This is a genomic window from Kribbella sp. NPDC051718, assembly GCF_040681515.1.
In the GTDB taxonomy this organism is placed as follows: domain Bacteria; phylum Actinomycetota; class Actinomycetes; order Propionibacteriales; family Kribbellaceae; genus Kribbella.
On sequence record NZ_JBFAYZ010000006.1, the window covers coordinates 407806 to 434019 of the forward strand.

At 68.2% G+C, this 26214-nt stretch carries 27 protein-coding genes; 8 read left to right on the forward strand and 19 right to left on the reverse strand.

Going from position 1 to position 26214, the window contains the following annotated elements; all coding sequences use genetic code 11:
• Window positions 1-78: 78 nt before the first annotated feature.
• The gene (locus AB0M15_RS24520) at window positions 79-1134 is read right to left on the reverse strand and encodes an acyl-CoA desaturase (protein WP_363823416.1); all 1056 of its coding nucleotides are present in this window, start codon (window positions 1132-1134) and stop codon (window positions 79-81) included.
• A gap of 193 nt (window positions 1135-1327) precedes the next feature.
• On the opposite strand from AB0M15_RS24520, the gene AB0M15_RS24525 reads away from it, so the two are divergent.
• A complete protein-coding gene (locus AB0M15_RS24525) occupies window positions 1328-2626 on the forward strand; it encodes a sensor histidine kinase (protein WP_363823419.1) in 1299 nt (432 codons plus the stop codon).
• Window positions 2578-3225 carry a response regulator transcription factor gene (locus AB0M15_RS24530; protein ID WP_343963913.1) on the forward strand — a complete coding sequence of 216 codons (648 nt, stop codon included), beginning with the start codon at window positions 2578-2580 and terminating at the stop codon, window positions 3223-3225. The genes AB0M15_RS24525 and AB0M15_RS24530 overlap by 49 nt, the downstream gene beginning before the upstream one ends.
• On the opposite strand, the gene AB0M15_RS24535 is transcribed toward AB0M15_RS24530, so the two are convergent.
• Window positions 3203-4159, reverse strand: a complete 957-nt coding sequence (locus AB0M15_RS24535; protein ID WP_363823423.1) for an acyltransferase family protein — start codon at window positions 4157-4159, stop codon at window positions 3203-3205. The genes AB0M15_RS24530 and AB0M15_RS24535 overlap by 23 nt on opposite strands.
• Window positions 4160-4363: 204 nt before the next feature.
• Here AB0M15_RS24535 and AB0M15_RS24540 point away from each other — a divergent pair, with 204 nt between their 5' ends.
• Together AB0M15_RS24540 and AB0M15_RS24545 are read left to right on the forward strand one after the other, a co-directional pair.
• Window positions 4364-4780: a YciI family protein gene (locus tag AB0M15_RS24540; protein ID WP_363823430.1), complete on the forward strand. Its 417-nt coding sequence runs from the start codon at window positions 4364-4366 to the stop codon at window positions 4778-4780.
• Between the two features lie 160 nt (window positions 4781-4940).
• On the forward strand, window positions 4941-5858 hold the full coding sequence (locus AB0M15_RS24545) for a DUF559 domain-containing protein (protein ID WP_363823432.1): 918 nt from the start codon (window positions 4941-4943) through the stop codon (window positions 5856-5858).
• A 26-nt stretch (window positions 5859-5884) separates the two neighbouring features.
• Here the strand turns inward: AB0M15_RS24545 and AB0M15_RS24550 are convergent, their stop codons facing one another.
• The 4 genes from AB0M15_RS24550 to AB0M15_RS24565 all read right to left on the reverse strand — a co-directional run bounded on the left by AB0M15_RS24550 (window position 5885) and on the right by AB0M15_RS24565 (window position 9148).
• A complete protein-coding gene (locus tag AB0M15_RS24550; RefSeq protein ID WP_363823434.1) occupies window positions 5885-6616 on the reverse strand; it encodes an amino acid ABC transporter ATP-binding protein in 732 nt (243 codons plus the stop codon).
• The gene (locus AB0M15_RS24555) at window positions 6613-7350 is read right to left on the reverse strand and encodes an amino acid ABC transporter permease (RefSeq protein WP_363823838.1); all 738 of its coding nucleotides are present in this window, start codon (window positions 7348-7350) and stop codon (window positions 6613-6615) included. The genes AB0M15_RS24550 and AB0M15_RS24555 overlap by 4 nt, the downstream gene beginning before the upstream one ends.
• A gap of 110 nt (window positions 7351-7460) precedes the next feature.
• Window positions 7461-8321, reverse strand: a complete 861-nt coding sequence (locus tag AB0M15_RS24560; RefSeq protein WP_363823437.1) for an ABC transporter substrate-binding protein — start codon at window positions 8319-8321, stop codon at window positions 7461-7463.
• Entirely contained in the window at window positions 8318-9148 is an 831-nt protein-coding gene (locus AB0M15_RS24565; RefSeq protein WP_363823439.1) for a helix-turn-helix domain-containing protein, read from the reverse strand. The genes AB0M15_RS24560 and AB0M15_RS24565 overlap by 4 nt, the downstream gene beginning before the upstream one ends.
• Window positions 9149-9197: 49 nt before the next feature.
• Between AB0M15_RS24565 and AB0M15_RS24570 the strand changes: the two genes are divergently transcribed.
• Window positions 9198-9986, forward strand: a complete 789-nt coding sequence (locus AB0M15_RS24570; RefSeq protein ID WP_363823442.1) for a phytanoyl-CoA dioxygenase family protein — start codon at window positions 9198-9200, stop codon at window positions 9984-9986.
• Window positions 9987-9989: 3 nt separating this feature from the next.
• Here the strand turns inward: AB0M15_RS24570 and AB0M15_RS24575 are convergent, their stop codons facing one another.
• The 4 genes from AB0M15_RS24575 to AB0M15_RS24590 form a co-directional block, all read right to left on the reverse strand.
• Window positions 9990-11768, reverse strand: a complete 1779-nt coding sequence (locus tag AB0M15_RS24575; RefSeq protein ID WP_363823444.1) for a 3-hydroxybutyryl-CoA dehydrogenase — start codon at window positions 11766-11768, stop codon at window positions 9990-9992.
• Window positions 11769-11832: 64 nt separating this feature from the next.
• Window positions 11833-12285 carry an NUDIX domain-containing protein gene (locus AB0M15_RS24580; protein ID WP_363823447.1) on the reverse strand — a complete coding sequence of 151 codons (453 nt, stop codon included), beginning with the start codon at window positions 12283-12285 and terminating at the stop codon, window positions 11833-11835.
• Window positions 12282-13301, reverse strand: a complete 1020-nt coding sequence (locus tag AB0M15_RS24585; RefSeq protein ID WP_363823840.1) for a class I SAM-dependent methyltransferase — start codon at window positions 13299-13301, stop codon at window positions 12282-12284. Before AB0M15_RS24585 ends, AB0M15_RS24580 begins: the two co-directional genes overlap by 4 nt.
• A gap of 102 nt (window positions 13302-13403) precedes the next feature.
• Complete coding sequence (locus AB0M15_RS24590) at window positions 13404-13727, reverse strand: hypothetical protein (RefSeq protein WP_363823450.1); 324 nt, start codon at window positions 13725-13727, stop codon at window positions 13404-13406.
• A gap of 72 nt (window positions 13728-13799) precedes the next feature.
• Here AB0M15_RS24590 and nucS point away from each other — a divergent pair, with 72 nt between their 5' ends.
• The 3 genes from nucS to glmS all read left to right on the forward strand — a co-directional run bounded on the left by nucS (window position 13800) and on the right by glmS (window position 16693).
• On the forward strand, window positions 13800-14459 hold the full coding sequence (gene nucS / locus AB0M15_RS24595) for an endonuclease NucS (RefSeq protein WP_363702589.1): 660 nt from the start codon (window positions 13800-13802) through the stop codon (window positions 14457-14459).
• 91 nt (window positions 14460-14550) lie between these two features.
• Window positions 14551-14826, forward strand: a complete 276-nt coding sequence (locus tag AB0M15_RS24600) for a hypothetical protein (RefSeq protein WP_328335311.1) — start codon at window positions 14551-14553, stop codon at window positions 14824-14826.
• Between the two features lie 46 nt (window positions 14827-14872).
• Window positions 14873-16693, forward strand: a complete 1821-nt coding sequence (glmS, locus tag AB0M15_RS24605) for a glutamine--fructose-6-phosphate transaminase (isomerizing) (RefSeq protein WP_363823453.1) — start codon at window positions 14873-14875, stop codon at window positions 16691-16693.
• 61 nt (window positions 16694-16754) lie between these two features.
• Here the strand turns inward: glmS and AB0M15_RS24610 are convergent, their stop codons facing one another.
• From AB0M15_RS24610 to AB0M15_RS24650, 9 genes are read right to left on the reverse strand one after another with little or no spacing between them, the layout of a single operon-like run.
• The gene (locus AB0M15_RS24610; RefSeq protein ID WP_363823456.1) at window positions 16755-18209 is read right to left on the reverse strand and encodes an AMP-binding protein; all 1455 of its coding nucleotides are present in this window, start codon (window positions 18207-18209) and stop codon (window positions 16755-16757) included.
• Window positions 18210-19490, reverse strand: a complete 1281-nt coding sequence (locus tag AB0M15_RS24615) for an ATP-grasp domain-containing protein (RefSeq protein ID WP_363823458.1) — start codon at window positions 19488-19490, stop codon at window positions 18210-18212. It lies immediately after the preceding gene.
• A complete protein-coding gene (locus AB0M15_RS24620) occupies window positions 19487-20755 on the reverse strand; it encodes an MFS transporter (RefSeq protein WP_363823464.1) in 1269 nt (422 codons plus the stop codon). Before AB0M15_RS24620 ends, AB0M15_RS24615 begins: the two co-directional genes overlap by 4 nt.
• Complete coding sequence (locus tag AB0M15_RS24625; RefSeq protein ID WP_363823468.1) at window positions 20736-21710, reverse strand: GNAT family N-acetyltransferase; 975 nt, start codon at window positions 21708-21710, stop codon at window positions 20736-20738. Before AB0M15_RS24625 ends, AB0M15_RS24620 begins: the two co-directional genes overlap by 20 nt.
• Window positions 21707-22801 carry a glycosyltransferase family 4 protein gene (locus tag AB0M15_RS24630; RefSeq protein ID WP_363823471.1) on the reverse strand — a complete coding sequence of 365 codons (1095 nt, stop codon included), beginning with the start codon at window positions 22799-22801 and terminating at the stop codon, window positions 21707-21709. Before AB0M15_RS24630 ends, AB0M15_RS24625 begins: the two co-directional genes overlap by 4 nt.
• Complete coding sequence (locus tag AB0M15_RS24635; protein ID WP_363823474.1) at window positions 22789-23748, reverse strand: phosphotransferase; 960 nt, start codon at window positions 23746-23748, stop codon at window positions 22789-22791. The genes AB0M15_RS24630 and AB0M15_RS24635 overlap by 13 nt, the downstream gene beginning before the upstream one ends.
• Complete coding sequence (locus AB0M15_RS24640; protein ID WP_363823476.1) at window positions 23745-24236, reverse strand: NUDIX hydrolase; 492 nt, start codon at window positions 24234-24236, stop codon at window positions 23745-23747. Before AB0M15_RS24640 ends, AB0M15_RS24635 begins: the two co-directional genes overlap by 4 nt.
• Window positions 24233-25579, reverse strand: a complete 1347-nt coding sequence (locus tag AB0M15_RS24645; protein ID WP_363823480.1) for a condensation domain-containing protein — start codon at window positions 25577-25579, stop codon at window positions 24233-24235. Before AB0M15_RS24645 ends, AB0M15_RS24640 begins: the two co-directional genes overlap by 4 nt.
• Window positions 25576-26181 carry a DUF402 domain-containing protein gene (locus AB0M15_RS24650; RefSeq protein ID WP_363823483.1) on the reverse strand — a complete coding sequence of 202 codons (606 nt, stop codon included), beginning with the start codon at window positions 26179-26181 and terminating at the stop codon, window positions 25576-25578. The genes AB0M15_RS24645 and AB0M15_RS24650 overlap by 4 nt, the downstream gene beginning before the upstream one ends.
• Window positions 26182-26214: the final 33 nt, after the last annotated feature.

The following is a 26214-nucleotide window of genomic DNA, read 5'->3' on the forward strand; positions in this document are numbered from 1 at the left end:
ATCGCCGACTCAGGGCCCTTCAGAGGATCGACCGTAGTCGATACTCTTCGGGGCCGCTCGCCTACGCGGAGTGTGCTCTTATGCTGCTTTGTTCTGGTCGCGGAGTTCGCTGCCGACCTCGTGCATGTGGCCGAGGCCCATCCGGTAGGACTCGACGACGCCCGTGCTCAGGTACGGCATCCCGATCTTGGCGCAGTACGCCTCGACGATCGGCTGGGCGAAGCGCAGGTTGGCGCGCGGCATGCTCGGGAACAGGTGGTGCTCGATCTGGTAGTTCAGACCGCCCATCAGCCAGTCGGTGACGAGGCCGCCCTTCACGTTGCGCGACGTCAGCACCTGCTTCTCCAGGTGGCCCCAGTTCGTGTCGGCGTCCGGCATCTCCATGCCCTTGTGGTTCGGGGCGAAGACGCTGCCCAGGTGCAGGCCGAAGAGCGCGTGGTGCAACGCGGCGAACGCGATCGCCTTGCCGGGCGACATGATGAGGAACAGCGCACCGAAGTACAGGGTCAGGTGAGCGGCCATCAGGCCGAGCTCGATCCGCGCCTCCCGACGGTTGCGGCGGCTCCAGAGGAACAGCACGCTCGACACCTTGAGGTTGAGGCCTTCGAGGGTGAGCAGCGGGAAGAAGATCTTCGCCTGGTGCCTGGTCAGCCAGCCGTACAGGCCGGTGCGGCCCTCGGCCTGCTCCAGCGTCCAGACGAGTACGCCCTCGCCGACATCCGGGTCCTTGTCGGTGTGGTTCGGGTTGGCGTGGTGCCGGTTGTGCTTGTCGTTCCACCAGCCGTACGACATTCCACAGACGAAGTTGCCGTGCAGCATGCCGAGGACGTCGTGCAACTTGCGGGAGCTGCCGACCTGCTGGTGGCCGGCGTCATGGCCGAAGAACGCGGCGCGGGTGGTGAAGATCGCCAGCGGAATCGTCAGCAGCAGTTGCAGCCAAGAGTTGCCGAGCAGGACGACCCCGGCCCACGTCGCGGCCAGCAGAGCCACGTTCAAGGTGATCGCGATCACGTAGGACGCAGTACGGCGTTCCAGCAGCCCTGCTTCCCTCACTTCGCGAAGCAACGGCGCGAAATCGCTGCCCTTTGTGGCCGGTCGTTCGCGGGTAGGGGCAAGCGCAATGGGCTGAGCCATTGAGTGTCCTCATCTCAGAGCGGTGGGGAGGCCTAGGCGTTGAGCCGCGGGCCAGCGTAGTGCAACCAGCCTGTTCCCCGGACCATCCGAAAGCATGAGTGCTACTACGTCACTACGCCGGGGTGCTGCCGCCCACAGGACAGTGGAGCTAGCACCACTGAGCCCGACCTGACTCTCGGTCATGATGGTCGGTATGACGATCACACAGCAGGCGCCGAGGGTGCCGATCCGGTTCCCCGCGCTCGCTCAGCCCTTCATCGCGCTCGGGCTGGCGATCCTGGCCGAGATCGGGATCGCGTTCTTCGTTCTCAACGTGGTGGCGGTGCCGCTGATCGCGGTCTGGGTCGGTATCCCGCTGCTGCTGGTCTTCGTGCCGTGCGCCCGCTGGTTCGCGAACTGCCACCGGGTGATCTACGCCGGCATCATCGGCCAGCCGATCCCCAAGCCGTACAAGAAGCCCCCGATGAAGGGCTTGCTGATGTGGCTGCGGACGACCCTGAGCGACCCGGCGACCTGGCGCGACATCGCCTGGCTGCTGGTGAACGCGGTGGTCGGCTTCACCCTGAACCTGCTGTCGGCCGTCCTGTTCCTGGCCTCGATCTTCTACCTGATCTACCCGTTCCTGGTCTGGGTGACGCCCGACGGCGTCTTCACCGAGCCCTTCGGCGGGCTGTTCACGGTCAACGTGGCGACCAGCTTCCTGATGATCCCGGTCGGCCTGATCGCATTCCTGATCTGGGTCGGCTCCGGGGAGCGGCTGCTCAAGGCGAGCGCGTACATCGGCAAGTCGCTGCTCGGCCCGACCGAGAGCGCGCAACTGGCGATCCGGGTCCGCGAGCTGTCCGAGTCCCGCGCCGAGACGGTCGACACCCAGGCAGCCGAGCTGCGCCGGATCGAGCGCGACCTGCACGACGGCGCGCAGGCCCGGCTCGCCGCGCTGAGCATGAACCTGGGGATGGCCGAGGAGATGGTCGCTCGCGACCCCGCTCAGGCGGCCGCACTGCTCACCGAGGCGCGCGAGTCCGCCAGTACTGCGCTCTCCGAGCTGCGCGACCTGGTCCGTGGCATCCACCCGCCGGTCCTGGCCGACCGGGGCCTCGAAGGCGCGGTCAAGGCCCTCGCGCTGAGCCTGCCGTTCAAGGTCGACGTGACGATCGAGCTGCCCGGCCGGCCGCCGGCGCCGGTGGAGTCCGCGGCGTACTTCGCTGTCGCCGAGGCGCTCGCCAACACGCTCAAGCATGCGGCGGCGACCACGGCCTGGGTGCAGATCAGCCACGAGCGCGAGCGGCTGCACATCCTGGTCGGCGACGACGGCGTGGGTGGCGCGACGGTACGACCCGGTGGCGGTTTGTACGGGATCGAGCGGCGGTTGGCCGCCTTCGACGGTACGTTGACCGTGGCCAGCCCGACCGGCGGGCCGACCACCGTGATCATGGAGTTGCCTTGCGAGTCGTCATCGCTGAAGATCACGCCCTCCTCCGGGACGGCCTGATCCGGCTGCTGGAAGCCCACGACTTCGAAGTACTGGAGGCGGTCGACAACGGCCCCCGGCTGGTCCCGGCGCTCGTCGAGCACCGGCCGGACGTGGCCGTCGTCGACGTCCGGCTGCCGCCGACCTTCACCGACGAGGGCCTGAAGGCTGCCATCGAGGCGCGCCGGCAGGTACCAGGGCTGCCCGTCCTGGTGCTCTCGCAGTACGTCGAACAGCTCTACGCCCGCGAGCTCCTCACCGGGGGCGGCGGCGCGGTCGGCTACCTACTCAAGGACCGGGTCTCGAACGTGGCCGAATTCCTCGACTCGGTACGCCGGGTCGCAGGCGGCGGGACGGCGATGGACCCCGATGTGATCGGTCAGCTGCTGGCGCGCAACACCCGGGACGAGCCGATCGGGCGACTCACGCCGCGCGAGTCCGAAGTACTGGGTCTGATGGCGGAGGGGCGGTCCAACGCGGCGATCGCGGCGGCGTTGTTCGTCACCGAGAAGGCTGTGTCGAAGCACACCAACAACATCTTCTCCAAGCTGGACCTGCCGCCGTCGGAGGACGACAACCGCCGGGTGATGGCGGTGCTCACCTACCTGTCCTCGCGCTGACCTGGGCTCGGTGGCGGGGTGCTGTTGCCGGCACTGCGCGGGTTGGCAGGTCGAACAGCAGTACTGGCAGGAAGCGGCGTAGCGCCAGGCAGACCGTCACTAGTAGGACGATCGGCTCGCCGACTGCGACGAGGAACTGGATGTGCGGGTCGGCTGCCGACAGTGGGCGGATCAGGGCGGCGACGATCGCGATTCCGCTGGCGAGTGGCCAGAGGCCGAGCCAGGTTTTGGCGTCGAAGGCCGCGATCACCACGAGCAGTACGGCGTACGGGACGCCGATCATTGCCAGGCGTGGCCAGCTGGCTCGGTCGGCGAGTCGCTCCATCAGGGGTTTGCCGTAGAGGCCGGCGAGGAAGAAGACGAGGTTCTGGTACACGGGGCCGCGATTGCCCGGTACGTCGAGGAAGCCGGACGCGGTGATGGCCGACAACACGAAGGCTGCTGCGAGGACCAATGCGGTCGGCACGCGGCGTACCAGCTTGGCGAAGACGAAGTAGAGGGCCAGCGCGGAGAGGTACCAGAGGTTTGTCGGGGCGATCGTCAGCTGGGCGAGGAGGTCTCGCGGGCCGGTCGCGCGCTCGGTGTGGAAATCGGGTACCAGGGCGAGGACAGCGGTGTGGATGCAGAGCCAGAGGGCGTACAGGTAGAAGAACTTGGCCACTCTGGTGCGGGCCACCACTCGCCAGGGACGCTGGACTGCGTTGACGGCGAAGAAGCCGGAGATCGCGAAGAAGAGGGGCATGCGCAGCGGCAGCAACTGTTCGCTGAAGCTGCCCCAGGCGGCCGGGATCGGGCCTGCGGAACGCCAGTCGATCTGCAGGTAGTGCTTCATGATCACGTGCCACAGCACCACCAGCAGAATGCAGACGCCCTTGGCCACGTCCGCCCAGGCGACCCGGCTCTGCGCCCTGGTCGCCGTCGATGTCTCCCCCACGAGCAATGCCCCCTGTGTTGTGTGTACTGGGGTCCACAGCACGCGACGGGTACCTGCGGGGTCAACGAACTGCCCGTCCGGTGTCCCGTTAGCCCGGCAGAGATGCACGATCAGGCTGCGGTGAGGATGTAGAGAACCCGGCCATGGCTTCGTCCACGGGTAGTTGCGCCGACCGGCGTACGGATTGAATGGGAGAGTTTCGAGATGACGAAGTTCCTGCTGATCGTCGACTACCAGCCCGGCGTGATCGACACGCCGATGACCGAGTGGGCGCCCGAGGACGTCAAGGCGCACATGGCGTACTACGAAGCGCTGAACAACGAACTGCTGGCCAGCGGCGAACTGGTGGAGCACCTGGCGCTCAGCTGGCCCGAGGAGGCCAAGACGGTGATCTCCGACGGCAAGGCCGCCCCGGTGATCACGGACGGCCCGTTCGTCGAGTCGAAGGAGATGCTGGCCGGCTTCCAGATGGTCGACGTCGAATCGCTGGAACGAGCCCTGGAGATCGCCGCTCTCGTCTCCCAGGTCCCCGGCCCCGGCGGCGTCCCCATCCAGCAACCGATCGGCGTCCGCCGGGTGATGGAAGCCGCCGACTTCGAAGAGCTCAACCCGCTGGGCTAGAGGCTCTGTCCCGACCGACAGGACATAGTCCCTCGGCTGGCCTGTTCAGCCACCTCTGTGAGCCTGGCGACAAAGGCTGACCGCTGACTATGTCCTGTCGGTCGGGACGCATGTGGATAACTTTCAGCCCGGTCAGGCACTATCCGGCAGGCTCCCGTGGGTGGAAACTCTGGCCGAGGTGCTGAAGCGGCTGGGTGGTCGCGCCACCTTCGCCGAGCTGACCCAGCTCACCTCGAAGCGGAAGGTAGCGGCCGCTGTGAGCGCGGGCGACATCCAGCGGCTGGCGCGTGGGCTCTACGGACTGCCCGGAAACGAGTCGGCCGATCAGCTCGTCGCCATCGCCTATGACGGGGTCGTGTCACACCTGAGCGCGGCGGCCACCTGGGACCTGCCGCTGCTCAGCAGACCCAAGAAGCCGCACATCACCGTGCCGAAGAAGCGTCGTCCTCGCCCGGGGTTGCCTGCCGTTCTGCACTGGGCGCCGACGTCCGCGGAGGACCGCACGAGACGGTTGACCTCGATTCTCCGAACGGTGACCGACTGCGCCCGGATCCTCCCCTTCGGCGAGGCGCTCGCGGTGGCCGACGCCGGCTTGCGTCTCGGGCTCACCCGCCGGGAGCTGATCGCGGCGACCACTGTGATGCGCGGCTCCGGCAGCATCAATGGGCGCGCGGTGGGCACCGCCGCGACCGCGGCGAGCGAGAGTTTTCTCGAGTCGATGCTGCGGGCTCTGCTGATCCAGGACGGCATCGAGGGGTTCGAGCCGCAGGTCACGGTCACCAGAGGGTGGTTCCGGGCGCGAGTGGATCTCGGCCATCGACAGGCGCAGGTCGCACTGGAGGCCGAAGGGTACGAGTACCACGGAACGAGCAGCGCCTTCGCTGCCGATTGCCGGCGATACGACGAGTTGGTCGCGGCGGGCTGGCTGGTGCTGCGGTTCACCTACCAGCAGATCGTCTTCGAACCAGCGTGGGTGGTCGACGTGGTTCGAGAGGCCCTGTCCCGACCGACAGGACATAGTGCTCGAATCGCCGGCGCCCACCTCCTCGGTGAGCGTGCCGAGCGGGTTGGCTGGTGACTATGTCCTGTCGGTCGGGACGGAGCTCACAGCCGGATGCGGCGGAGGAACTCCTGGGTGCGCGGTTCGGCCGGGTGCTCGAGGATCTGGCCGGGTGGGCCCGATTCCAGGAGGCGGCCCTGGTCGAGGAAGCAGACTTTGTCGGCCACTGAGCGGGCGAAGGTCATCTCGTGGGTGCAGAGGACCATCGTGATGCCCTCGGCGCTGAGTTCGCGCAGCAGGTCCAGGACCTCGCCGACCAGTTCGGGGTCGAGGGCTGAGGTGACCTCGTCGAGCAGCATGAGTTTGGGCGAGTTGACCAGGGCACGGGCGATGGCGGCGCGTTGTTGCTGACCGCCGGAGAGTTCGTCGGGTTTGGCTGATGCCTTGTCGGCCAAACCCACCCGGTCGAGCATTCGCAGGGCCTGGGTGCGGGCGAGGTCGCGCGGTACGCGGTGGACGCGGATCGGGGCCAGGGTGACGTTGTCCAGTACGGACAGGTGGGGGAAGAGGTTGTAGGACTGGAAGACGATGCCGATGCCGGAACGGACCTTGTCGGTGTCGATCCGGGGGTCGGTGATGTCGGTGCCGTCGAGCTCGATGACGCCGTCGTCGACTGTCTCGAGCAGGTTCACGCAGCGCAGCAGGGTGGACTTGCCGGAGCCTGATGCGCCGATCAGGACGACGCACTCCCCCGCCTCGACGTCGAGGGTGAAGTCGTCGAGGACGAGGTTGGAGCCGAAGGATTTCCGCACGTTGCGGATTGACAGCAGGCTCACACCACACCTCCGCCGGCGCCGTACCAGCCCTGCCGCCGGGCGACCCAGTCGGTCAGCCGGGTCAGCGGGATGGTCAGCGCGACGAACAGCAGCCCCGCTACGACGTACGGGGTGAAGTTGAAGTCCTCGGCTGTCTCCAGTTGCGCTGCGCGGATCGCGTCGATGACGCCGAGGACAGCGATCAGGCCGGAGTCCTTCTGCAGCGAGACGAAGTCGTTGAGGAGCGGCGGCAGCACTCGCCGGACCGCTTGCGGCAGTACTACGAAGCGCAGCGTCTGCCGATGCGACAGCCCGAGGGATCGGGCCGCGGCTCGCTGCGACGGGTGGATCGACTCGATCCCGGCGCGGAAGACCTCGGCTACGTACGACGAGTAGGTGAGGACCAGCGCGGCTCCGCCCCAGATCACCGCCTGGTTGGGCAATCCGCGCAACTGCAGCGCCGGTACGCCGAAGCCGAGCAGGAAGATCACCAGCAGCAGAGGCAGTCCGCGGAAGATGTCGGTGTAGGCGGCCGCGAAGATCCGGAACGGAAAGAAGATCGGGCCACGCAGCGTCCGCATGATCGCCAGCGTGAGTCCGAAGACGACGATCAGCACCGCGCAAACGAGCATCACCCGCACGTTCAGCCACAGCCCCTGGGCGACGACCGGCAATGCCTCCCAGCCACGATGAAAGTCGAAGAAGGTCGCCCGCACCCGCGGCCACCCCGGCGTCGACCCCACCCCGAAAACCACCAACGCCAACAGCCCAAACGTACTCACACCGGCGATCAGGCCGGAACGGACAGTTCGCTGCCGGCGATACTTCGATCTTTCTTGTTGAAGCGCCGACGGTTGCCAGTCGCTCACGAGAGTTCCGGTGCGCCTTCTGCGGTCAGCCATTGCTTCTGCAGGGCGGTCAGCGTTCCGTCGGCGCGCAGCGCGTCGACGGCCTGCGAGACGCAGCCAGTGAGCTTCGAGCCCTTCTCCAGGACGAAGCCGAACTGCTCGGGCTTGTCCGTGGCCGGGAGCTGGCCGACGATCTTGCCGTCGTCGAGCTGCGCGGCGGTCATGTAGAAACCGGTCGGCAGGTCGACCACGATGCCGTCGATCTGCTTGTTCTTCAGCGCCTGCACGGCCAGGTCGTTCGAGTCGAACACGGCCGGCTGCTGCTTCGGCCTGATCACGTCGCGCAGTGAGGTGTAGCTCGTCGTCCCGACCTGGGCGCCGAGCTTGGCGTCGGCGAGTCCGGCGACCGAGGTGACCCCGGCGATCTTGCTCCCCGCCGTGGTGATCACGGTCTGCCGGACGTCGTAGTACCCGGTCGAGAAGTCGACGGCCTTGGCCCGGTCGGCGGAGATCGACACCTGGTTGACGTCCAGGTCGAACTTCTTCGGTCCCGGCGCGAAGGCAGCGTTGAACTGGACCGTCTGCCACTTCACCTCGCTCGCCTCGAAGCCGAGCTTCTTGGCCACCGCATAGGTGACGGCCGATTCGTACCCCTTGCCGTTGGCCGGATCGTCGCCCGAGAACCACGGCTCGTACGCCGGTTTGTCGGTGCCGACCGAGAACGTCCCCGCGGTCTTCAGGGCCAGCTTGTCCTTGCTACAGGCATCGGCCGAGGACGGCGGGGCCGCCGGACCGGCGGAGTCTTCTTCGGGAGCGCAGGCGGTGAGCGCGACGACAGCGAGGGCGGCGCCGACGGCCAGGGCTGAACGAGCAGTCATGGCAGCAGCGTAGAGCCCAACTGCTGCCGGTAGTGGCTGGGGCTGCGGCCGGTGAGACGGCGGAAGCGGGTGGAGAAGTAGAGGGGGTCGGGGAAGCCGACCTCGGTGGCGATCGCGGCGACTGGGCGGGTGGTCAGTTCCAGGAGGCGGGCTGCGGTGTCGAGGCGGCGGCGTTCCACGAATTGTTGAGGGGTAGTGGCTAGTTGGGTGCGGAAGAGATGGGCGAAGCGGGAGACCGAGAGGGTGCTTTCGCGGGCCAGGACGGCGACGGAGAGGTCGGCGCGGAGGTTGCGGTCGATGTACTCGATGGCTCGGAGTAGGCGGTCGTCGATCTGGGCGGCTTTGGGGTTCTGGGCGTCGCACCAGATGATGGCCGCCTCCAGGGCGTTGACGCTCAGGACTTCGCCTTGGGTGAGGACGCTGTCTTGGTGACGGACTGCGTCGGACAGGGCGTGGGTGATTCGGTCCGCGGCGGCTGGGCTGGGGTGGAGTTGAAGGATGCCTGGGGCAACTGATGGCCAGTCGAGCAGAGGGAGCCAGTCGGGGCGGGGGTGGAAGTGGGCGAAGAGGAAGTGCCAGCGGTCGCCTGCGGTGCCGTAGTCCTGGAGGGTGCCGGGACGGATGAGGGTGGTGACGCCTGGGCCGGCCTGGATGCCGCTGCCGACGCTGCCTTGGCCGTCGAGGGTGTGGATCAGGAGCCAGTCCGTGGTGCCGCGGCGGCGGTAGGTGGCGTAGCTCGGACCTTCGTCGAACTCGCCGGCCAGCAGGCGGCGGACGGCCGGGGTGAAGGAGTCCGGCTTCCGCGTAGCAGGATCTCGAAGGTTCACAGTTCGATAGGGTATCCACAGGCCGGTCGTGGCGGCGGATGCTGGAGACATGACCAGCACAGTTGCAGAGGTGTACGCGCGGGACGGGATCGTACAGGTTCCCGGCGTGCTCCGCCCGGCCGAAGTCGAGCAGATCAAGGCTGCGTATATGCAGCAGGTCGCCGTTGATCACTCGCTGGCGATCGATGACGGGGTGCCTGCGGAGGACCCGCTCGCGCAGTATCCGCGGTTCGTTCATCCGCATCGGCGGACCGAGGTGGAGGCCGGGCGGCTGGCGTTGGAGTGGATGCTCGACAACCGGATCCTCGATGTCGTCGAGACGCTGATCGGGCCGGCCCTGGGGGCTCAGTCGATGTTCTACTTCAAGCCGCCGGGGGCGCGGGGGCAGGCGATGCACCAGGACAACACGTTCCTGCGGGCGCATCCGGAGACCTGTCTGGCGGCTTGGATCGCGATCGACGACGTGGACGCCGAGAACGGTGGGCTGGCGGTGGTACTGGGGTCGCACGAGGTTGAGCTGTTGTGCCCGGAGGAGGCTGATCTGACGGAGTCGTTCACCAATGCCGAAGTACCGATTCCCGACGGACTGAGCAAGGTGCAGACAAGGATGAAGGCCGGCGACGTGCTCTTCTTCCACGGCAGCGTCGTCCACGGCTCGCGGCCGAACACCAGCACGGATCGCTTCCGGCGGTCGTTGATCTTCCACTACATCTCAGCGGAGAGCACGGAGATCGCCGCCTTCTACAACCCGCTCGTACGCCCCGACCGCCGGACCACCGTCATCTCCGAGGCCATCGGCGGCGGCCCGTGCGGCGACTACGCGAACGCAGAACCGTAACCGTCAGCTGGAGTAGTCGCGGAAGCCGCGGCCGGTTTTGCGGCCGAGGTAGCCGGCGGTGACCAGGTGCTCGAGCAGCGGGGCCGGAGCGAAGCCTGGTTCGCGGAACTCCAGGTAGAGGGTGCGCTGGATGGCCAGGGAGACGTCCAGGCCGACTACGTCCAGGAGCTCGAACGGTCCCATCGGGAGGCGGCAGCCGAGCTTCATGGCGGCGTCGATGTCGTCGACGCCGGCGTAGTGCGCTTCGAGCATCCTGACCGAGTCGTTGAGGTACGGGAAGAGCAGGCCGTTGACGATGAAGCCGGCGCGGTCGCCGCACCGTACCGGGTGCTTGCCTGCGGCAACTGCTACCGCGGCGACCGTGTCGGCGACCTCGGGCGAGGTGCTCACGGTGCTGACCACCTCGACCAGCTTCATCACCGGCGCGGGGTTGAAGAAGTGCAGGCCGACGACGTCTCCGGGGCGCTTGGTCGCCATCGCCAGATCGATCACCGGCAGGCTGGAAGTGGTCGTCGCCAGGACAGCGCCCGGCTTGCAGATCTCGTCGAACGTCTCGAACAGCGCCTGCTTGACGCTGAGCTCCTCGACGACCGCCTCGATCACCAGGTCGGCCTGGGCGAGGTCGTCGAGTTTCGCCGTACCGATGATCCGGGTGAGGGCCGAGTCGCGCTCCTCGGAGGAGAGCTTGCCGCGCTGGACGCCCTTCTCCAGCGAGCGCTCGAGTGCCGCGCGGACCCGGTCGACCTTCTCGGTGCCGCGGGCGACGTACAGGACGTCGTACCCGGCCTTGGCGCAGACCTCGATGATGCCGACCGCCATCGTGCCGGAGCCGACGACGCCGATCTGCTGGACCGCGCGGACCGCCGGCGCACCGCCCGAGGTCGACGGCGTCAGGTCGTCCTCGACGACGACCGGGGAGTCGGGCGACTCGTAGGTGTAGAAGCCGCGGCCCGTCTTGCGGCCGAGCAGCCCGGCGGTGACCATCTGCTTGAGGATCGGGGCCGGCGCGTGCAGCCGGTTGCGGCCCTGCTTGTACATCGTGTCGAGAATCTCGTACGCCGTATCGAGGCCGATCAGGTCGAGCAGGGCCAGCGGACCCATCGGGTACCCGCAGCCCAGCCGCATCGCCGCGTCGACGTCCTCGCGGGTGGCGTAGTGCGACTCGACCATCGACACCGCGTGGTTGAGGTACCCGAACAGCAGCGCGTTGGCGATGAAGCCCGCGCGGTCGGCCGCGACGACCGGAACCTTCTCCAGCTTGCGGGCGAGCGCGATCACGTCGTCGACCACGTCCGGCTCGGTGACGACGGTCTTGATCACCTCGACGAACTCCTGCACGGGTGCGGGGTTGAAGAAGTGCATGCCGACCACGCGGCGCGGGCGCTGGGTGGCGACGGAGATCTCGGTGACCGAGAGGCTGGAGGTGTTGGTGGCCAGGATGGCGTCCTCGCGGACCACCTTGTCGAGCGCGGAGAAGATCTCGCGTTTGAGCTCGAGCCGCTCGATCACGGCCTCGATCACCAGGTCGCAGTCGGCCAGCGCCTCGATCTCGGTGGCGAAGGTGACCCGGTCGAACAGCGCCTGCTGGTCCTCGGGCGACAGCTTGCCGCGCTTCACCGCCCGGTCGGTCGAGTGCTGGATGTGCCCGCGGCCGCGTTCGACCGCGTCCTCGTCACGCTCCACGCCGACGACGCTCAGCCCGTGCCGGGCGAACACCTCCGCGATACCGGCTCCCATCGTGCCGAGACCGACCACTCCGACCGTCTTCAGTTCGCGCGCCATGGCTCGAAGTGTGCCAGTCGCCACACTGGTCCGCACATGAGCTGTGTCACGGGCGTTGAAAAGGTCACACCTCGTCGACCACGAGTGGAGTGCTGGACCAGTCGTTGATCAGGCGGTTGCAGTCTGGTGCGGTGGCGAGGGCTTTGGCGATCGAGACGGGCCTGACATCCAGTACTGCGAGCTGCCGCGGCTCGATCCAGACCGCTTTGTAGCTGCCCGCCTTCGAGTCCGCCGGGCTGGCCAGCTCCTCGCCGGTTCCCGCGCCGAACTCCCCGCCGAGCACCTCGGCGCGGTAGTAGTACTGAGTACTCCCCCGGAAGTTCACCGCCGCCACCAGCGCGTCGACCCGCACGATCAGCCCGAGTTCCTCGTGCGTCTCGCGGATCGCGGCCTCCTGCGGGGTCTCGCCGTCCTCCACTCCCCCGCCCGGGAGGGTGTAGTAGGTGATGCCGTCGCGGATGCGTTCGATGGCGGCCAGGCCGGTGGCGGTGAGGAGGACTACGCCGGCGCGGATCATGTGCGGCGGGCCATTACGTAGTACCAGCCGCTTGTTCTTGCTTGGGCTTGTTGCCAGGTGAGGACTGTCCAGCCGGTGTCGGCGAGGACGGCGCGGAGGGGTTGTTCCTGCCATTTGGTGAAGTGGCGCGGGAGGTCGAGGAAGCGGTTCGACCATTCGTCGCCGGCGCCTTCGCTGGTGGTGAAGGCGAGGTGGGTCGCCGCGGCGTGGGCCTTGCGGAGGACTGTGGCGAGCTGCTCAGGGGTGAAGTGCAGGAAGACGGCGTCGGCGAAGACGAGGTCGTACGGTCCGCCGAAGTCGTCGCTCAACGCGTTGAGGTGCTCGGCGTCGTGGCCGTCGGCACGAATCATCTCGACGAAGGAGCCGGCGGCGTCGGTACGCCGTACGCGATGCCCACGCCGCTCCAACTCAACCGCGTCCCGGCCTGTACCGCTACCCAACTCGAGAACATCCCCACCGCCCGGCAGCCGCGCATCAATCTCGTCGAACAGCTCGACCAACTGTTCATTCACCCCGGTCGGAATGGACTCCCGAAACCGCTCCGCCGCCCGCTCATACGTCGCCAACGTCACCTCATTCGGTGTCGGCAGCACGGTCCACCCTTCCCCCTCATGCTCAATCACCACCGGCAGTTCCAACCCCAGCCTGAGCTCCGGCGCAACCACCACCACCGTCTCCCCCCGATGCTGATCCCCAATCTCCCGCAAGATCGCCTCAACCGGCCACCGGTCAGCCTGGGCCGGGTCCGCCTGGGCCGGATGCTGTGCGCGCGGCAGTGTCGCCCCCATCCCCAGCTCGTCTGCCAAGCCGGCCTCAACCGGCCGGCCGTTTGCGTGGGCCGGGTCTGCCTGGGCCGGATGGTGTGGGCGCAGGAGCGTCAAACTGACCGCTAGCTCCTCCGCCAACCCTGCGGCTTGCTCCGCCGCGGCTGGGGTGGCGTAGACGGCGGCGATGCGCTCGCCGGTCAGGCGTTCGCGGGAGCCGGGCGGCAGGAGGATCAGCCGGGCGGGGCACATCAGGTTCACGGCAGCGAGCCTGGCGTGAGGATCAGGCCGGTCGGGCACATCCGGTTCATGGGCGGGAGGTCGGCCGGTGGCTCGGGTGGGTGGGCGGCAGGTTCACGGGCGGACGAAGGCCAGGGCTTGTTCGGCGTAGTGGGGCCAGGTGTCTGCATGTTCGAGGGGGACTACGACCCATTCCTTCATCGGGCGACCCATGCCGGGGTCGAAGGCTTCTGCGCCGCTCAGTTTGAGGGCCTCCTCGCGGGGCTCCGGGGGCAGCTTGAAGGTCATCGCGTCGCCGAAGAGCCCGGCCAGCATCTTCTTCTCGATCTTCAGGCACGGCATGCCGAACATGCTGCCCTCGACCACACCCTCGTCCGCGAGCCCCTTGGCGACCGCGTCATACTCCAACCGCGTCTTCAGGCTGATCTTCGGCTTCATGAGGTCAGCTTCTCACCCGCCACGGCAGGGCGACATGGGGTTGGGCGCGCGATTGGACTACGGTGCTTTGTCGTGCGCCTGGTGATTGCTCGTTGTTCAGTGGATTATTCCGGTCGGTTGACGGCCCATCTTCCGATGGCGCCCCGGTTGTTGATGGTGAAGGCGGACGGTTCTGTCCTGATCCACGCCGACGGTGGGTCGTACAAGCCGTTGAACTGGATGTCGCCGCCGTGCAAGTTGACGGAGGAAGAGGGCGTCTGGAGTGTCACCAACAAGGCGGGCGAGGAGTTGCGGATCACCTTCGAGGAGGTGCTGAGCGACTCGTCCTACGAGTTGGGGCTGGACCCTGGGTTGATCAAGGACGGGGTCGAGGCGCATCTGCAGGAGCTGCTGGCCGAGCATGTGCACACCTTCGGCGAGGGGTTCACGCTGGTACGCCGGGAGTACCCGACCGCGATCGGGCCGGTCGACCTGCTCTGCCGGGATGCGGACGGCAAGCACGTCGCCGTGGAGATCAAGCGCCGCGGCGAGATCGACGGCGTCGAGCAGCTCACCCGGTACGTCGAACTGCTCAACCGCGACCCGCTGCTGGCCCCCGTGCGCGGCATCTTCGCCGCGCAACTGATCAAGCCGCAGGCCCAGTTCCTGGCCACCGACCGCGGCCTCGAATGCGTCACCGTCGACTACGACCTCCTCCGAGGCATGGAATCCGACGTACTACGCTTGTTCTGATTCAGCTACAGTGTGTGATCCACGTAAAGCCTGCCCGATTCCGGGCAGATCTTTGCCAATGGACCTCATTTGACTGCAGAGTGAGCGGGTGATGAGTGAGGCGGCGGATCCCAGCGAAGACCTCGTTGACCAGGTCAGCCGCACCACCGGACTGACGCCGGACGATGCCCGCCGGGTGGTCGCCGACGTCCTGGCCTACTTCACCGAGACGACCGAGCAGTACGTCCGGCGCCGGCACCGCGAGCTGCAGACCTACGGTGCCCGCAACGACGAGATCTTCGCCCGGCTCGGCAGCGAGCTGCGGCACTGGCCGGTCCGCTCACCCGAGCTGTCCGCCCGCCAGTTGCGCCGGATCGTCTACGGCTGAAACGTCGCTCGGCTAACTGAAACCCCACGAAAGGAACACCCTCCCCATGTGCGGAATCGTCGGATACGTCGGCACCAAACCGGCCGCGCCGATCCTGGTGGACGGCCTGGCCCGGCTCGAGTACCGCGGGTACGACTCGGCCGGCGTCGCCGTCGTCGGGTCCAGTGAGCTGAAGGTGCACAAGGACGCCGGCCGGGTCCGTGAGCTGGAGGCCTCGCTGCCCAAGCGGTTCGGCGGCAAGCTCGGCATCGGGCACACCCGCTGGGCCACCCACGGCGGCCCGAGCAAGGACAACGCGCACCCGCACGCCAGCGGCAACGAGCGGATCGCCGTCGTCCACAACGGCATCTTCGACAACGCCGGCGCACTGCGCCGCCAGCTCGAGGAGGCCGGCGTCAAGCTGCGTTCCGAGACCGACACCGAGGTCCTCGCGCACCTGATCGAGCAGTCCGACGGCGCCACCCTCGAGGAGAAGGTGATGGCCGCGCTGCGCCGGATCGAGGGCACCTACGGCATCGCCGTCGTCGACCTGGACTTCCCCGACCGGATCGTGGTCGCCCGCAACGGCAGCCCGCTGATCCTCGGTATCGGCGACGGCGAGATGCACGTCGCCTCCGACGCCGCCGCGCTGATCCGCTACACCCGCCAGGTCGTCTACCTGGACGACGGCGAGATGGCGACCGTCAAGGCCGACGGCTACCGCACCTTCACCCAGGACGCGTCGCCGACCACCAAGACCGCCAAGACGGTCGAGTGGAGCGCCGACGAGTACGAGCGCGGCCTGCACGAGCACTTCATGATGAAGGAGATCCACGAGCAGCCGGAGGCCGTTCAGCGCGCGCTTCGCGGCCGCCTGGACGAGCGCTTCCACACCGTCCACCTGGGCGGCCTGAACATGGACGCGCGGGAGGCCCGGGAGATCAAGCGGGTCAAGATCCTCGGTTGCGGTTCGGCGTACTACGCCGGCCAGATGGGCGCCCAGTTCATCGAAGAGGTGGCCCGGATCCCCGCCGACGCCGAGCCGGCCTCGGAGTTCCGCTACCGCAACCCGGTGGTCGAGCGCGACACCCTGTACGTCGCGGTCAGCCAGTCCGGCGAGACGCTCGACACCCTGGTCGCGGTGCAGGAGCTGAAGCGCAAGGGCGGCCGGGTGATCGGCCTGGTCAACGCGGTCGGCTCCAGCATCGCCCGTGAGGTCGACGGCGGCGTCTACCTGCACGCCGGCCCGGAGGTCTCGGTCGCGTCGACCAAGGCGCTCACCAACATGGCCGTCGCGTTCGCGATGCTCGGCATCCACCTCGGCCGGATCCGCGACGTCTCCCCCGCCGACGGCCGCCGGCTGATCGAGGGCCTGAAGCGGATCCCCGAGCAGATCCAGACGATCGTCGACCAGGAGGAGGAGCTGGGCAAGATCGCCGGCCGCCTCTCCAAGCACGAGAGCGTCTTCTTCGTCGGCCGCACCCGCGGCTACCCGGTCGCCCGCGAAGGCGCGCAGAAGTTGAAGGAGATCTCCTACCGGCACGCCGAGGCGTACCAGACCTCCGAGCTGAAGCACGGCCCGCTGGCGCTCATCTCGCCGGACGTGCCGAGCGTCGCGATCGTGCCGAAGGACGAGCTGCTCGACCGCAACATCGGCGCCCTGCACGAGATCGCCGCCCGCTCGGGGCCGCTGTACGTCGTCACCCACCCGGGCGTCGAGGTCCCGGACGGCGCCGCCGCGGTGATCGAGGTCCCGAAGAACGAGCCGGAACTCGACCCGATCCTGCTCACCATCCCGCTGCAGATCATCGCGTACTACGCCGCCGTCGCCCTCGGCCACGACGTCGACAAGCCGCGCAACCTGGCGAAGTCGGTCACCGTCGAGTAGTCCTCAAGCTGACTACGGAACCGCCGCCGGCCGGACATCCAGTCTGGCCGGCGGTGGTCCGTCAGCCGTCCGAGGTCAGCTTGCGGAGTGCGACGTTGTCGACCTTCCCGTTGGGGAGCAGTGGAAATCGGCGAACGACGACGACACGGACCGGGCGGGCATAGTCCCGCAGGTCGGCCAGATCAAGGCTCGCCAGGTCGATCCCGTCCGGATTGTCGGACTCCACTGCGGCGACCACCCGGTCGTCGACGACCGTGACCCAGGCGGCCAGTACCCGTCGGTCCGCGACGAGCTGCCTGCGTACCTCGTCCAGGTCGATCCGGCGACCGCGGACCTTCGCCTCGTCGTCGATCCGGCCGACGTAGCGCAACCCGTCCGGAGATGGCGTGACCAGGTCGCCGGTCCGGTACCAGTCTTCATCTCGCAGCGGCAGCTCAACCGGTCCGAGCATTTCGCCGGAGCCGCGGTAGAACCGCCCGAGATTGTCCCGGGGATCCAGATAGCCGCCGAAACGCTGAGCCCCCCGGACACAGAGCTCAGTGCGTCCATCGCCGGCCGGCGCCAGGATCCACTCCAGCTGCGGAAAGATCTCACCGATGGGAATGCCGCCCTCGTCACCGACCGGGTCCTGCTCGGCGACGGCCTCGGGAAGCACATACTCCGCCACAGCGATGGTGAGCTCGGTGGGACCGTACGAATTCACAATCACCGAGGACGGCGCCGCGCTCCGCCACAGCCGGACCACGTCCTCGGTGAGCGGCTCACCACCGAACTCGCCGACGCGGACATCGGGGAGTGACCCTGGCTCCAGCATGCCGAGGCGAGCGGCATAGCGAATCTGTGACGGCACGGAGTTCCAGATCGTGATGCGTTGCCTGCGGCAGAAGGACGAGACCAGCAAACCCTCCCGCTCGGCGGGCACCACGACGGTCGCCGCGCCGACCGCCGCCAGCACGACGACGTCGAAGAAGGCGTCGAAATACGGCTGGTAGTTCTGGGCGATCCGGTCACCCGGCCTGCAACGGTCGAGGGCGGCCATCTGCCGCGTGTAGGCAGCCAGGTTGCCCTCGGTCACCGGAACGTCCTTCGATCGCCCGGTGGAACCGGATGTCCCGATGACATAGACCACCTCCGGAGGGACTACGGAGGTACCGCCTCCACCATCCAGGCGGGTCAGGCGCGGTGCCGCCGGCCACTGGCCGCACTCGTCGGCACGCCAGGCTGCCCCGAGCCGGACAAGGCGCGCATCCTCGGCGGGTCCGGGCGGTACCGGGACGATCGGGCAATTCAGCATCCGCAGCGCGATCATCAGCGGGTAGAAGCCGGCGCCTGCCGGGGCGGTCACGCCGACGACCTGTCCCGCACCCACCCCGGCACCCGACAGCTCCGATGCCAGCCTTCCGGCATCGGCAAAGAGTTCTCGATAGGTCACGCTCCCCGCCGCACTGTCGACCGCGAACAGATCCCCGTGACGGCTGGCCGCGGACCGGTACAGCTCCACCAGTTGGGATGTCACTCAGCGATCTCCACTCACAGGTTCGAGGACCACGCTGCCGATCTCCGACAGCTCCCGGTGGACGTGATCGAGCTCGTCGAAATCGCCGACGCTGCCATCGACGACTACGACGGCACTGGCCGTCCCGGCCCGCCAGTCGATCACCTCGCCGCGGCGTTTGAGGATCGAGAGCCGCTCCACATGGGGCAGTCCGCGCAACTGCGGCAGTCCCCGGATCTCCCGGAGTACTCCTGGCTGTTCGCCGTCTGCGTAGAGGCACCAGCGGTAACACAGCCTGGCCGCATCCTCCCGGACCGGCATCGGGCGCTTCGTCCGGCCAACAGCAGCGGACAAGGCGCAGCTCAACCACTCGCGCACCAGATCGGTACCGGCGGACCGGGCCAGCAATGCTGCGACGTTGCCGCCCAGCCGGCCGTTCACCTCGATGATCCGCGGGCCGTCCGGTCCTCGCTTGATCTCGACATGCGACAGCCCGTCGGACACCCCCAGCGCGCGTAGCGCCTCGACGGCCAGTCGCGACATCTCGGCCTTCTCAGCTCCCGACCAGGCCGACGGATGAAAGCCACCGCGCTCGCGAAAGGGCGCCACTACCGGAAAGCGGCCGACAACCGCCAGAGGTGTGTGTTCGCCTCTGACACTGATCATTTCGACCGACCCGTAGTCCCCCACGCTCTCGTGACCGGTGGGGGCGCCGGCCAGCTCCTCCTCCAGGATGTAATCGACATCCGGTAGCTGCGTAAGGTCCATCCCTGGCACCGGCAGCGGCTCGGCGACGCGGTAGGTGTGCAGGCTGCCAGATCCCGCAGCAGGCTTGAGGACCAGAGCAGGGACGGGGGCCGCCAGGTAGGCCGAAGCGACTTCGTCTCGCCTGATCCGCTTGAACCAGGGCACGGCCAATCCCGCGCGGGCGAGAAGCTGACGCTGCTCGACCTTGTCCCGCAGTGCCTCGACGGTCGCGGGCGAATCCATCGCGAGTCCGCTACCCGCGGCTGCCGCCGCGGTCACTTCCAGCAGATCCTCGGCAAAGGTGGTCAGCAGCGTCGGGGCGAGCTCGGTGAGGTACCGCTTCAGCTCGGCTTCACCATCGAACCGGATGAACTCCGCCCTGGTGCCCACCACTCGCTCGACCTGGTTGACGACCGGATCGTCCGACGGCATCGCGAACGTCACCCGGCACAGCCCGGCCGCGGCGGTGAGGATCTCGGTCGGGGACGCGGCTCCGGTCCCGTAGACGACCATCAGGTGAGGCAATGCGGCCGAGGTGAGTTCAGCGCCGTTCATGGTGCGACCTGATTGGATGCCAGTCGCTCGGTAGCGAGCCCGTCCCGCCGGATCGACCGCGGCAACAAGCCGCCGACGATGGTCACCAGTACTGCGATAGCCAGCCAGGTCACGGCCTCACGGCTGCCCAGCCAGGCGGCGAGCAGTCCGGCGCCCGCGTAGCCGATGGGGCGCGCCGACAAGCTGAGAAGCAGGTCGTACGAACTCACTCGGGCAAGAACCTCACTGGGGATGCGCGCCTGCATGGTTGTCATCCACAAGACCTCGGCAACGCTGGTACCTGCCCCTGTCACGACCGCTAGGACCGTGAGCGACCAGAGTGGAAGGCCGGCGGCCACCGCGGCGAACAGAGGCAGCACGAGCAAGCACAGCAGCCGGCCGACCAGCAACGGCCGACCGACCGGCCACCGCAGCGCAACCGCGTTCCCGGCCAGTTGTCCGGCAGCCATCGCTGACACCAGATAGGCCCAGTGTGTGTCGCCTGAAGCGGCGCCAAGGGCCAGCGGCGCCAGGATCAGGAAGGTCGAGAACAGTGCATTCTCGACTCCGAAGAACGACAGGCTGATGAGTAGCCACGACCGGGCGCGCACTTGTTGCCAGCCGGCAGCCAGGTCCTCCCGCACCGACCGGTCCCCAGCGTGCGTCATCGGCGGCAGGGTGAGCCGGCCAAGCATGACCGCGCTGATCGCGAAGGTCAGCGCATCGAGGACGAAGGCCGGTCCGGGGCCGGCGAAGACCACGATCACCCCCGCGACCAGCGGTCCCGCGATCGAGGTCACGTTGCGGGTCGAGGCCAGCAAGGCGTTCGCCTGGCGGAGCAGGTCTGGTGGGGAGGTCAGCCTGGTCAGTCCCGCCGCGGCGGGCTGCGAGAACGCTGTCGCGAACCCGTTGACCGCCTGAAGGGCGATATACGGCCACAGCACCCGGCAGTCCAGGAAGAACAGCCCGGCGAAGACACCCTGGGTCAGAAAACGGGCCGAGTCGGCCACCTGCATCATCCGGTGACGAGGCAGCCTGTCGGCCCAGACCCCACCCACCAGAACAACGGCGAGAAACACCACCGTATGGGCCGACAGAACCAGCGCCAGAGCGCCCGCCGAGCCCGTCAGCTGGAGGATCCCGAGGGTTAGCGCGACCGGCGCGATCGAGGTGCCGATGTTCGAGCTCGCCCGGGCCACGAACTGGTAGCGGAACGCCTGGACGGCGAGCAGGCGTCGCACCGCCGAACTGCTGTCTCCGGCGCGCTCAGAACGAGTTGATCTCATCACGGAACACCTCCCAGCCCCTGATTCGGACGCCCGGCGCGGCCCGGACGAAGATATCTCGCTCGATCGGCGCCGGCACCAGACCGAGCCCTGCGACCGCGGGCCCCAATGCTTCGGCGCCCGGCGCGCTGATGTCCACAGTCGTGACGGCGGCATCGGTGATGGCGTGACGCACCAGGGCCGATGTTGCCGCGAGCAACGGAGTCGCGGTCCCGGCGGCAGCGAGAACCTGCAGGCAGGAGCGTTTGGCCCAGACCTTTGCGATGCAGAGCGCGTCAAGTCGTCCGGACGCCGTGCCGCTCAGCGCACCGGCGGCCAGATAGGCACGCGGCGCCTCGTCGAAGCGCTCACGGAAGTACTGTGCGTCACGCCGCAATCCGACCTGGCCCACCACCCGTTCGCGCTGTTCGAACAACCCCGCGCACCGGTCGTAGCCGAACTCGGCCAGCGAAGCGGTCACGATCACCCGGTCCACGCTGGAGCGGGGTTCGCCGAGGTCCAGGAAAGGAGTGACCGGACCGCGCATCGTCTCTACCGGACCGAGATGGGCGAACCCGGCCGACTCGAACCCACGCCGGGTGCCGCGCGCCCGGCTGGCAATCGCCAGGACGGCGTCCGCGCCGGCCGCGAGGTGTCGCCGGGACGCCTCCCGGGCAAGAGTGGTGAACACTCCACCGCGCCGGTGCTCCGGATGGACCCAGAGATCATGGAGCAGCCTCACATTGATCCGCTGCCGGTCCTCGAGGACCGCCCGCCGGAAACCGAGCCCCGCGACCAGTTCACCCTGACAATCGACAGCACCCATCAGCGTCGTGGAGCGACGCAGCAACCAGTCCCGCTCGGTGGTCAGTGACCGGCCGAAGGCGAGCTCCCAACCACTCGCGTAGTCGTCCACCGGGATCTGCGACTCGATGGTGACGCAGGCCCCCGCGGGATGATGACCACAACCGGTCACGCGGCAGCCTCCCCCAGCACGGATCGGCACAGGGACAGGTAGCGATCCGCCATCATCTCGACGCTGAACAGGGTCCTCGTCCGGGCGACGGTCGCCGCGGCCATGGCGATCCGCCGGGCGACCGGCAGGGCGGCGAACTCCGCCATCCGGCCGGCCAGGTCCCCGGCGTCGTCAGCGCGGAAATGCAAGCCGGTCTCACCGTCCCGGACGATCTCCCGCGGCCCGCCGCGATCGGCCACGATCGCCGGTACGCCGACGGATCCCGCCTCGGCGACGACCCGGCCGAACCCCTCGACCGAGCACGGATGGATCAGGCAGTCGACGTTGCGATTCAGCCAGGAGACGAAGTCTCCACGCCAGCCGGCGAACCGGACGTTCTGCTCCAGGCCCCGCTCCTCGACCAGCGCTCGCAACTGATCCTCGCCAGGGCCTGCGACCAGCAACGTCAGGCTGATGTCGGCGCCGCGGTCGCGGAGGATGGCAGCCGCGTCGATCCCGAGGCCGAACTGCTTCCAGGCCGCGGCCCGGCCGGCCATGGCGAAGCGGATCCGCCCGCCGGCCGCAACGGGAACCGGCGCCGGCCGGTTCACCGCGACTCCGTTGTGGACGACAGTCACCTGATCGCGGCTCACTCCGGCGATCGTCAAGCTCCGGGCGCTGGCCTGGCTGATCCCGACCCAGCGATCGACCGCGATCCGGCCCCAACCGAGGTCTGCCGGCCGGTGCCGGGCAAACGTCCCGTCGTCACGCACGACGCGGATCTCCTTGTCAGGAAGGACGATGCCTCTCATCACGACGATGATCGGCACTCCCAGGGAGCCGGCCAGCGGTGCATCGACCGCGACGGTCCGATGGTTGCTGATCAGGACGCTGCCGGGCTGGTCGAGGAGGCCCGTGACCGTGCGCTGGTACGTCGCCAGATCCCAGCCGCCGGACTGCGCCGAGTCGTCGTCACCGTCATGGCGGCCGTTCCAGACGACGTGCGTCGAGCGCACTCCTCGGAGGGTCCTCAACTGGCTGCTCAACATCTTCCCCGACACCTCGGCGCCACCACTGGCGCTGGAGTACCAGGTACTCACTACATTCGGCATGCCGATCCTTCCGTGGCCCCGGCCGCGTCGACGACGCCGTGGCCCAGATCCGTCCAATCGTCCGTGCTGTCCAGCGTCGCCAGCCGCCACTCCAGCTCGTCGTAGTACGCCTCGAGGTGACCCGCGAACTTGAGCAACCAGGTGACCAGACCGAGTTCGCGCAGGCGAAGAACAGCGCCGAACTCCGGCAACGCCCGTGGATCGCTCCCGTACCCGTCGACGAAGGCCTTCAGGTCCGCCTGCCCCAGCCCGAATCGCTTGTGTGCGGCGAAGATCGGTGCCAGATCCAGTAGCTGATGGCCGATCCCGGAGCCGTCGTAGTCCAGCAGCCGGTAGCCGGCCGCGGTGGCCAGCACATTGCTGGGGTAGGGATCGCCGTGCACAGGCCCCACAGCGAGCGTCGGCAGCACCAGCGCGCACTCGTCGAGTTCACGGACCAGGGCTTCGATCTTCCGGCGAACGGAAGGATCCGGTCTGGACTGCAGAAAACGGCCGACTCTCGATCCGAGGTCCCTACGGGACGTGCGCTGGGCAGGCGGCATGCCGCGGCCCGGAAGGTCGTGGAGTCGCCGCAGAGTACGGCCCAGCCACCGGAAGTCGACGGGCGCGTCGACCGGGTGCAGGAGTGGCCAGAACGTCACCGGCCCGTAGGCCGTACTGGCCAACGCGTGGCGTCCTTCTATCGGAGGAACCACGGGCAAGTTCTGCTGGTGGAAGTACCGCGAACAGACCACCGCGTTCCGCGCCTTGTCCTGGGAACCAGGCGGCCCGACCCTGGCGAAGAGCCCGGCGCCGGGCAAGGTGAATCCGACGTTGTGCCCGCAATGCGCCAACTCGGCATCGGCGAGATCGAGGCCGATCGTGGCGGCTGCTCGCTCCAGCGCCGATCGCGCCCCTGCCACCAGCGGGGTGATCGGATCGGCGCTGAGCGCCTTCGAGCTCCTCATTGCTCGCCCTCCCATCGCCACGGAAACCTCGAGCCCGTCCGGGCACCGCCCGGCCCTGGCCGCGGGGACTCCAGAACGCAGCCGAGAACACGGCTGATGTTGGTGTCGCAGCGCCGCAGGGCCTCGTCGGCGGAGACGAATTCCCAGTCGGCGATCTCCGCGGGATCGGCCTCGATCCCGGTGCCGACCGGGATCGGCGCCTCGAACAGGTAGTACGCCAATCCCCGCCGCCGGGATCCAGCCGGCGGAAACCAGTCCACGGCACGCAGTGTGGGGACCACGGTCAGACCGACCTCTTCCTCGACCTCACGCCGAACGGCGCTCACCGGATCCTCGGTGCTCTCCACCACTCCACCGGTCAGCGTCCACAGACCGCTGAACTGACGGACGAGCAGAAGACGTCCAGCTGCGTCCCGCAGCACGGCGCCGACGGCCAGATGGTGCATCGGCATGGCGTCATAGGCCGCGGGGCTCCGCGAAACCGTCATCCGGGTTCCCGTCCGGACACAGCGGCACGGAGCTCCTCGACGGTGATCGATGCATCGGCCGACAGTTGCTCCAGGCAACGGCCGACCAGGGCCGAGAACTCGTCGAGCTGCGCCTGGCTGATCGATCCCCGTTCGCCGAGGACGAGGAGTTCGACCGTCCGGGAGGTGAACGCCACCAGGCACACCAGGCCGTCCTTCACCGTGAAGTCATCGTTGAGCAGCCGGTTCCGGGCTTCCTCGGGTGACGACCAGCTCGGGTCCGCGCCGGCGTACACCGAATCGAGGTAGACCCGCGGCCGCCAGATCCGGCGCCGGTCTCGCTGGGGGTCCAGCTCTCCGACGATGTGAGCCGGCGGCAGGAGATTGGCGATACTCCCGGTCAGCGCCGCCGACACCTTCTGCACCAGGTCGACGCACGGATCCTCCGAGACCAGCGCGGCACGCAACGGCAGTACGGTGCTGAACCAGCCCACCGTCGTCCGCCACTTCCCACGCCGGGCGTCGATCGGGCCGACGATGCCGGGAACCTGGGTTCCGCTGACCAGGTGCATCGCCAGCATGACCGCGGTGGCGAGGATCGTCTGAGGCTGGACGCCCATGGACTGCGCGGCCGCCAACACTTCCCGGGGGGAGCGGCCCAGCGTCAGCTGACTGCGGACGGAGGTCCTGTCTCGCAACGAGGGCACCACCGCGCCCGGTAGCCGGAACTCGGGCAACGCCTGCTGGGGATCCAGCATGGCGCGCCAGAAGCGCAGCCGGCGTTCACCCTCGTCACTCTGCAGCACCTCACTCTCCCAGCTCGCGTACTCGTGATAGCCGCGGGCTTGCTCGTCCCACACCGGAGACGACCCGCCTGCCAGCCGGTGACGGTACGCGCGCAGGAAGTCCCGGTTGATGGTCCGGACCGACGCGGCATCGGCGAACAGGTGCTCGACGGTGTAGGCAAGGGTTCCCGACCCGTCCGGGGAGCGCAGCAGAATCGCGCGAAACGGCGGTCCGGCGATGGCGTCGATCGCGGTCTCGCGCTCCTGACGCAGTACCTCCTCGGCTTCCGGTCCATCCAGCGCGCCCACCTCGACGACGGCGACCGCGATGTCCGCTTCGTCGAGCACGGTGCAGGTGGCCAGGTCCGGGTTGACGACCGTGCGCAGAGCGGGGTGACGCCAGACGACGTCACCAACGGCGAGCCGGACAGCGTCGCTTCGGACCGCCGGTGACAGCGCAACCGTCTCGGTGACGTTGTAGTTGACCGTCAATCCACGGGCGCGCCAGCGACTGTCCCGGTCGAGCCGCGCCCGCTGACCAGCGGACAGCGCCGCCGCCGTCGTGTTGCGTGTCGTCATTCGGTCTCGGCCTCCGGCGCGGCGACGTCATCGACCGAGGGGATCTCCATGGCGGCCGGGCCATCGGCCCACGCGGCCGGCAGAGCCGGCAGCACGGCACCAGGATCAGGAGTCCAGGCCCTCCAGCTCTCCGGGGCGAACACCCCGGTCCCGATCGCCATCGCGGTCCGCACGGACTCACCGGTCGTCCTGATCCAGTCGGCCTGTCCCTGGCTCAGGATGGCTGTCTCGACCGACCAGGCGAGCTGTTCCTCGTCCTTCCAGCCGACGAAGACACCGTCGTCATCGGCCAGGATGTCCAAGATCAGATCGCGCGAGTCGAAGCCGACCTCGGTGGCCGCCCAGGGGAGCTCGAGGTTGACGTACCAGCCGGCGAACTCCTCGCGCTGCGGATCCCAGCCCCGGATCACGGAGAAGGGCTTTCCTGGCTCATGCGCACGCACGCTCGGCTCGCCCCGCCACGGTCGCTCTTGATAGCCACCGTCCCAGCCGCCCGCCAGCATGGAGTTCCGTGGCCCGCCCCGAGCGCCCGTCCGGCGCATTGTCGGCGCGCCGGTCGGCTGGTGGATCACGACGGCGTCGGCGCTGTCCTGAATCACCACACCCGCGAAGCAGTACGACGGAAGGCCCCCGAT

Coding starts and splice junctions, on each gene's coding strand:
- AB0M15_RS24520 (WP_363823416.1), bottom strand. CDS start 1,134: ATGGCTCAGCCCATTGCGCTTGCCCCTACCCGCGAACGACCGGCCACA.
- AB0M15_RS24525 (WP_363823419.1), top strand. CDS start 1,328: ATGACGATCACACAGCAGGCGCCGAGGGTGCCGATCCGGTTCCCCGCG.
- AB0M15_RS24540 (WP_363823430.1), top strand. CDS start 4,364: ATGACGAAGTTCCTGCTGATCGTCGACTACCAGCCCGGCGTGATCGAC.
- AB0M15_RS24560 (WP_363823437.1), bottom strand. CDS start 8,321: ATGACTGCTCGTTCAGCCCTGGCCGTCGGCGCCGCCCTCGCTGTCGTC.
- AB0M15_RS24570 (WP_363823442.1), top strand. CDS start 9,198: ATGACCAGCACAGTTGCAGAGGTGTACGCGCGGGACGGGATCGTACAG.
- AB0M15_RS24575 (WP_363823444.1), bottom strand. CDS start 11,768: ATGGCGCGCGAACTGAAGACGGTCGGAGTGGTCGGTCTCGGCACGATG.
- AB0M15_RS24580 (WP_363823447.1), bottom strand. CDS start 12,285: ATGATCCGCGCCGGCGTAGTCCTCCTCACCGCCACCGGCCTGGCCGCC.
- AB0M15_RS24585 (WP_363823840.1), bottom strand. CDS start 13,301: ATGTGCCCCGCCCGGCTGATCCTCCTGCCGCCCGGCTCCCGCGAACGC.
- AB0M15_RS24590 (WP_363823450.1), bottom strand. CDS start 13,727: ATGAAGCCGAAGATCAGCCTGAAGACGCGGTTGGAGTATGACGCGGTC.
- AB0M15_RS24600 (WP_328335311.1), top strand. CDS start 14,551: ATGAGTGAGGCGGCGGATCCCAGCGAAGACCTCGTTGACCAGGTCAGC.
- glmS (WP_363823453.1), top strand. CDS start 14,873: ATGTGCGGAATCGTCGGATACGTCGGCACCAAACCGGCCGCGCCGATC.
- AB0M15_RS24615 (WP_363823458.1), bottom strand. CDS start 19,490: ATGAACGGCGCTGAACTCACCTCGGCCGCATTGCCTCACCTGATGGTC.
- AB0M15_RS24620 (WP_363823464.1), bottom strand. CDS start 20,755: ATGAGATCAACTCGTTCTGAGCGCGCCGGAGACAGCAGTTCGGCGGTG.
- AB0M15_RS24630 (WP_363823471.1), bottom strand. CDS start 22,801: ATGCCGAATGTAGTGAGTACCTGGTACTCCAGCGCCAGTGGTGGCGCC.
- AB0M15_RS24635 (WP_363823474.1), bottom strand. CDS start 23,748: ATGAGGAGCTCGAAGGCGCTCAGCGCCGATCCGATCACCCCGCTGGTG.
- AB0M15_RS24640 (WP_363823476.1), bottom strand. CDS start 24,236: ATGACGGTTTCGCGGAGCCCCGCGGCCTATGACGCCATGCCGATGCAC.
- AB0M15_RS24645 (WP_363823480.1), bottom strand. CDS start 25,579: ATGACGACACGCAACACGACGGCGGCGGCGCTGTCCGCTGGTCAGCGG.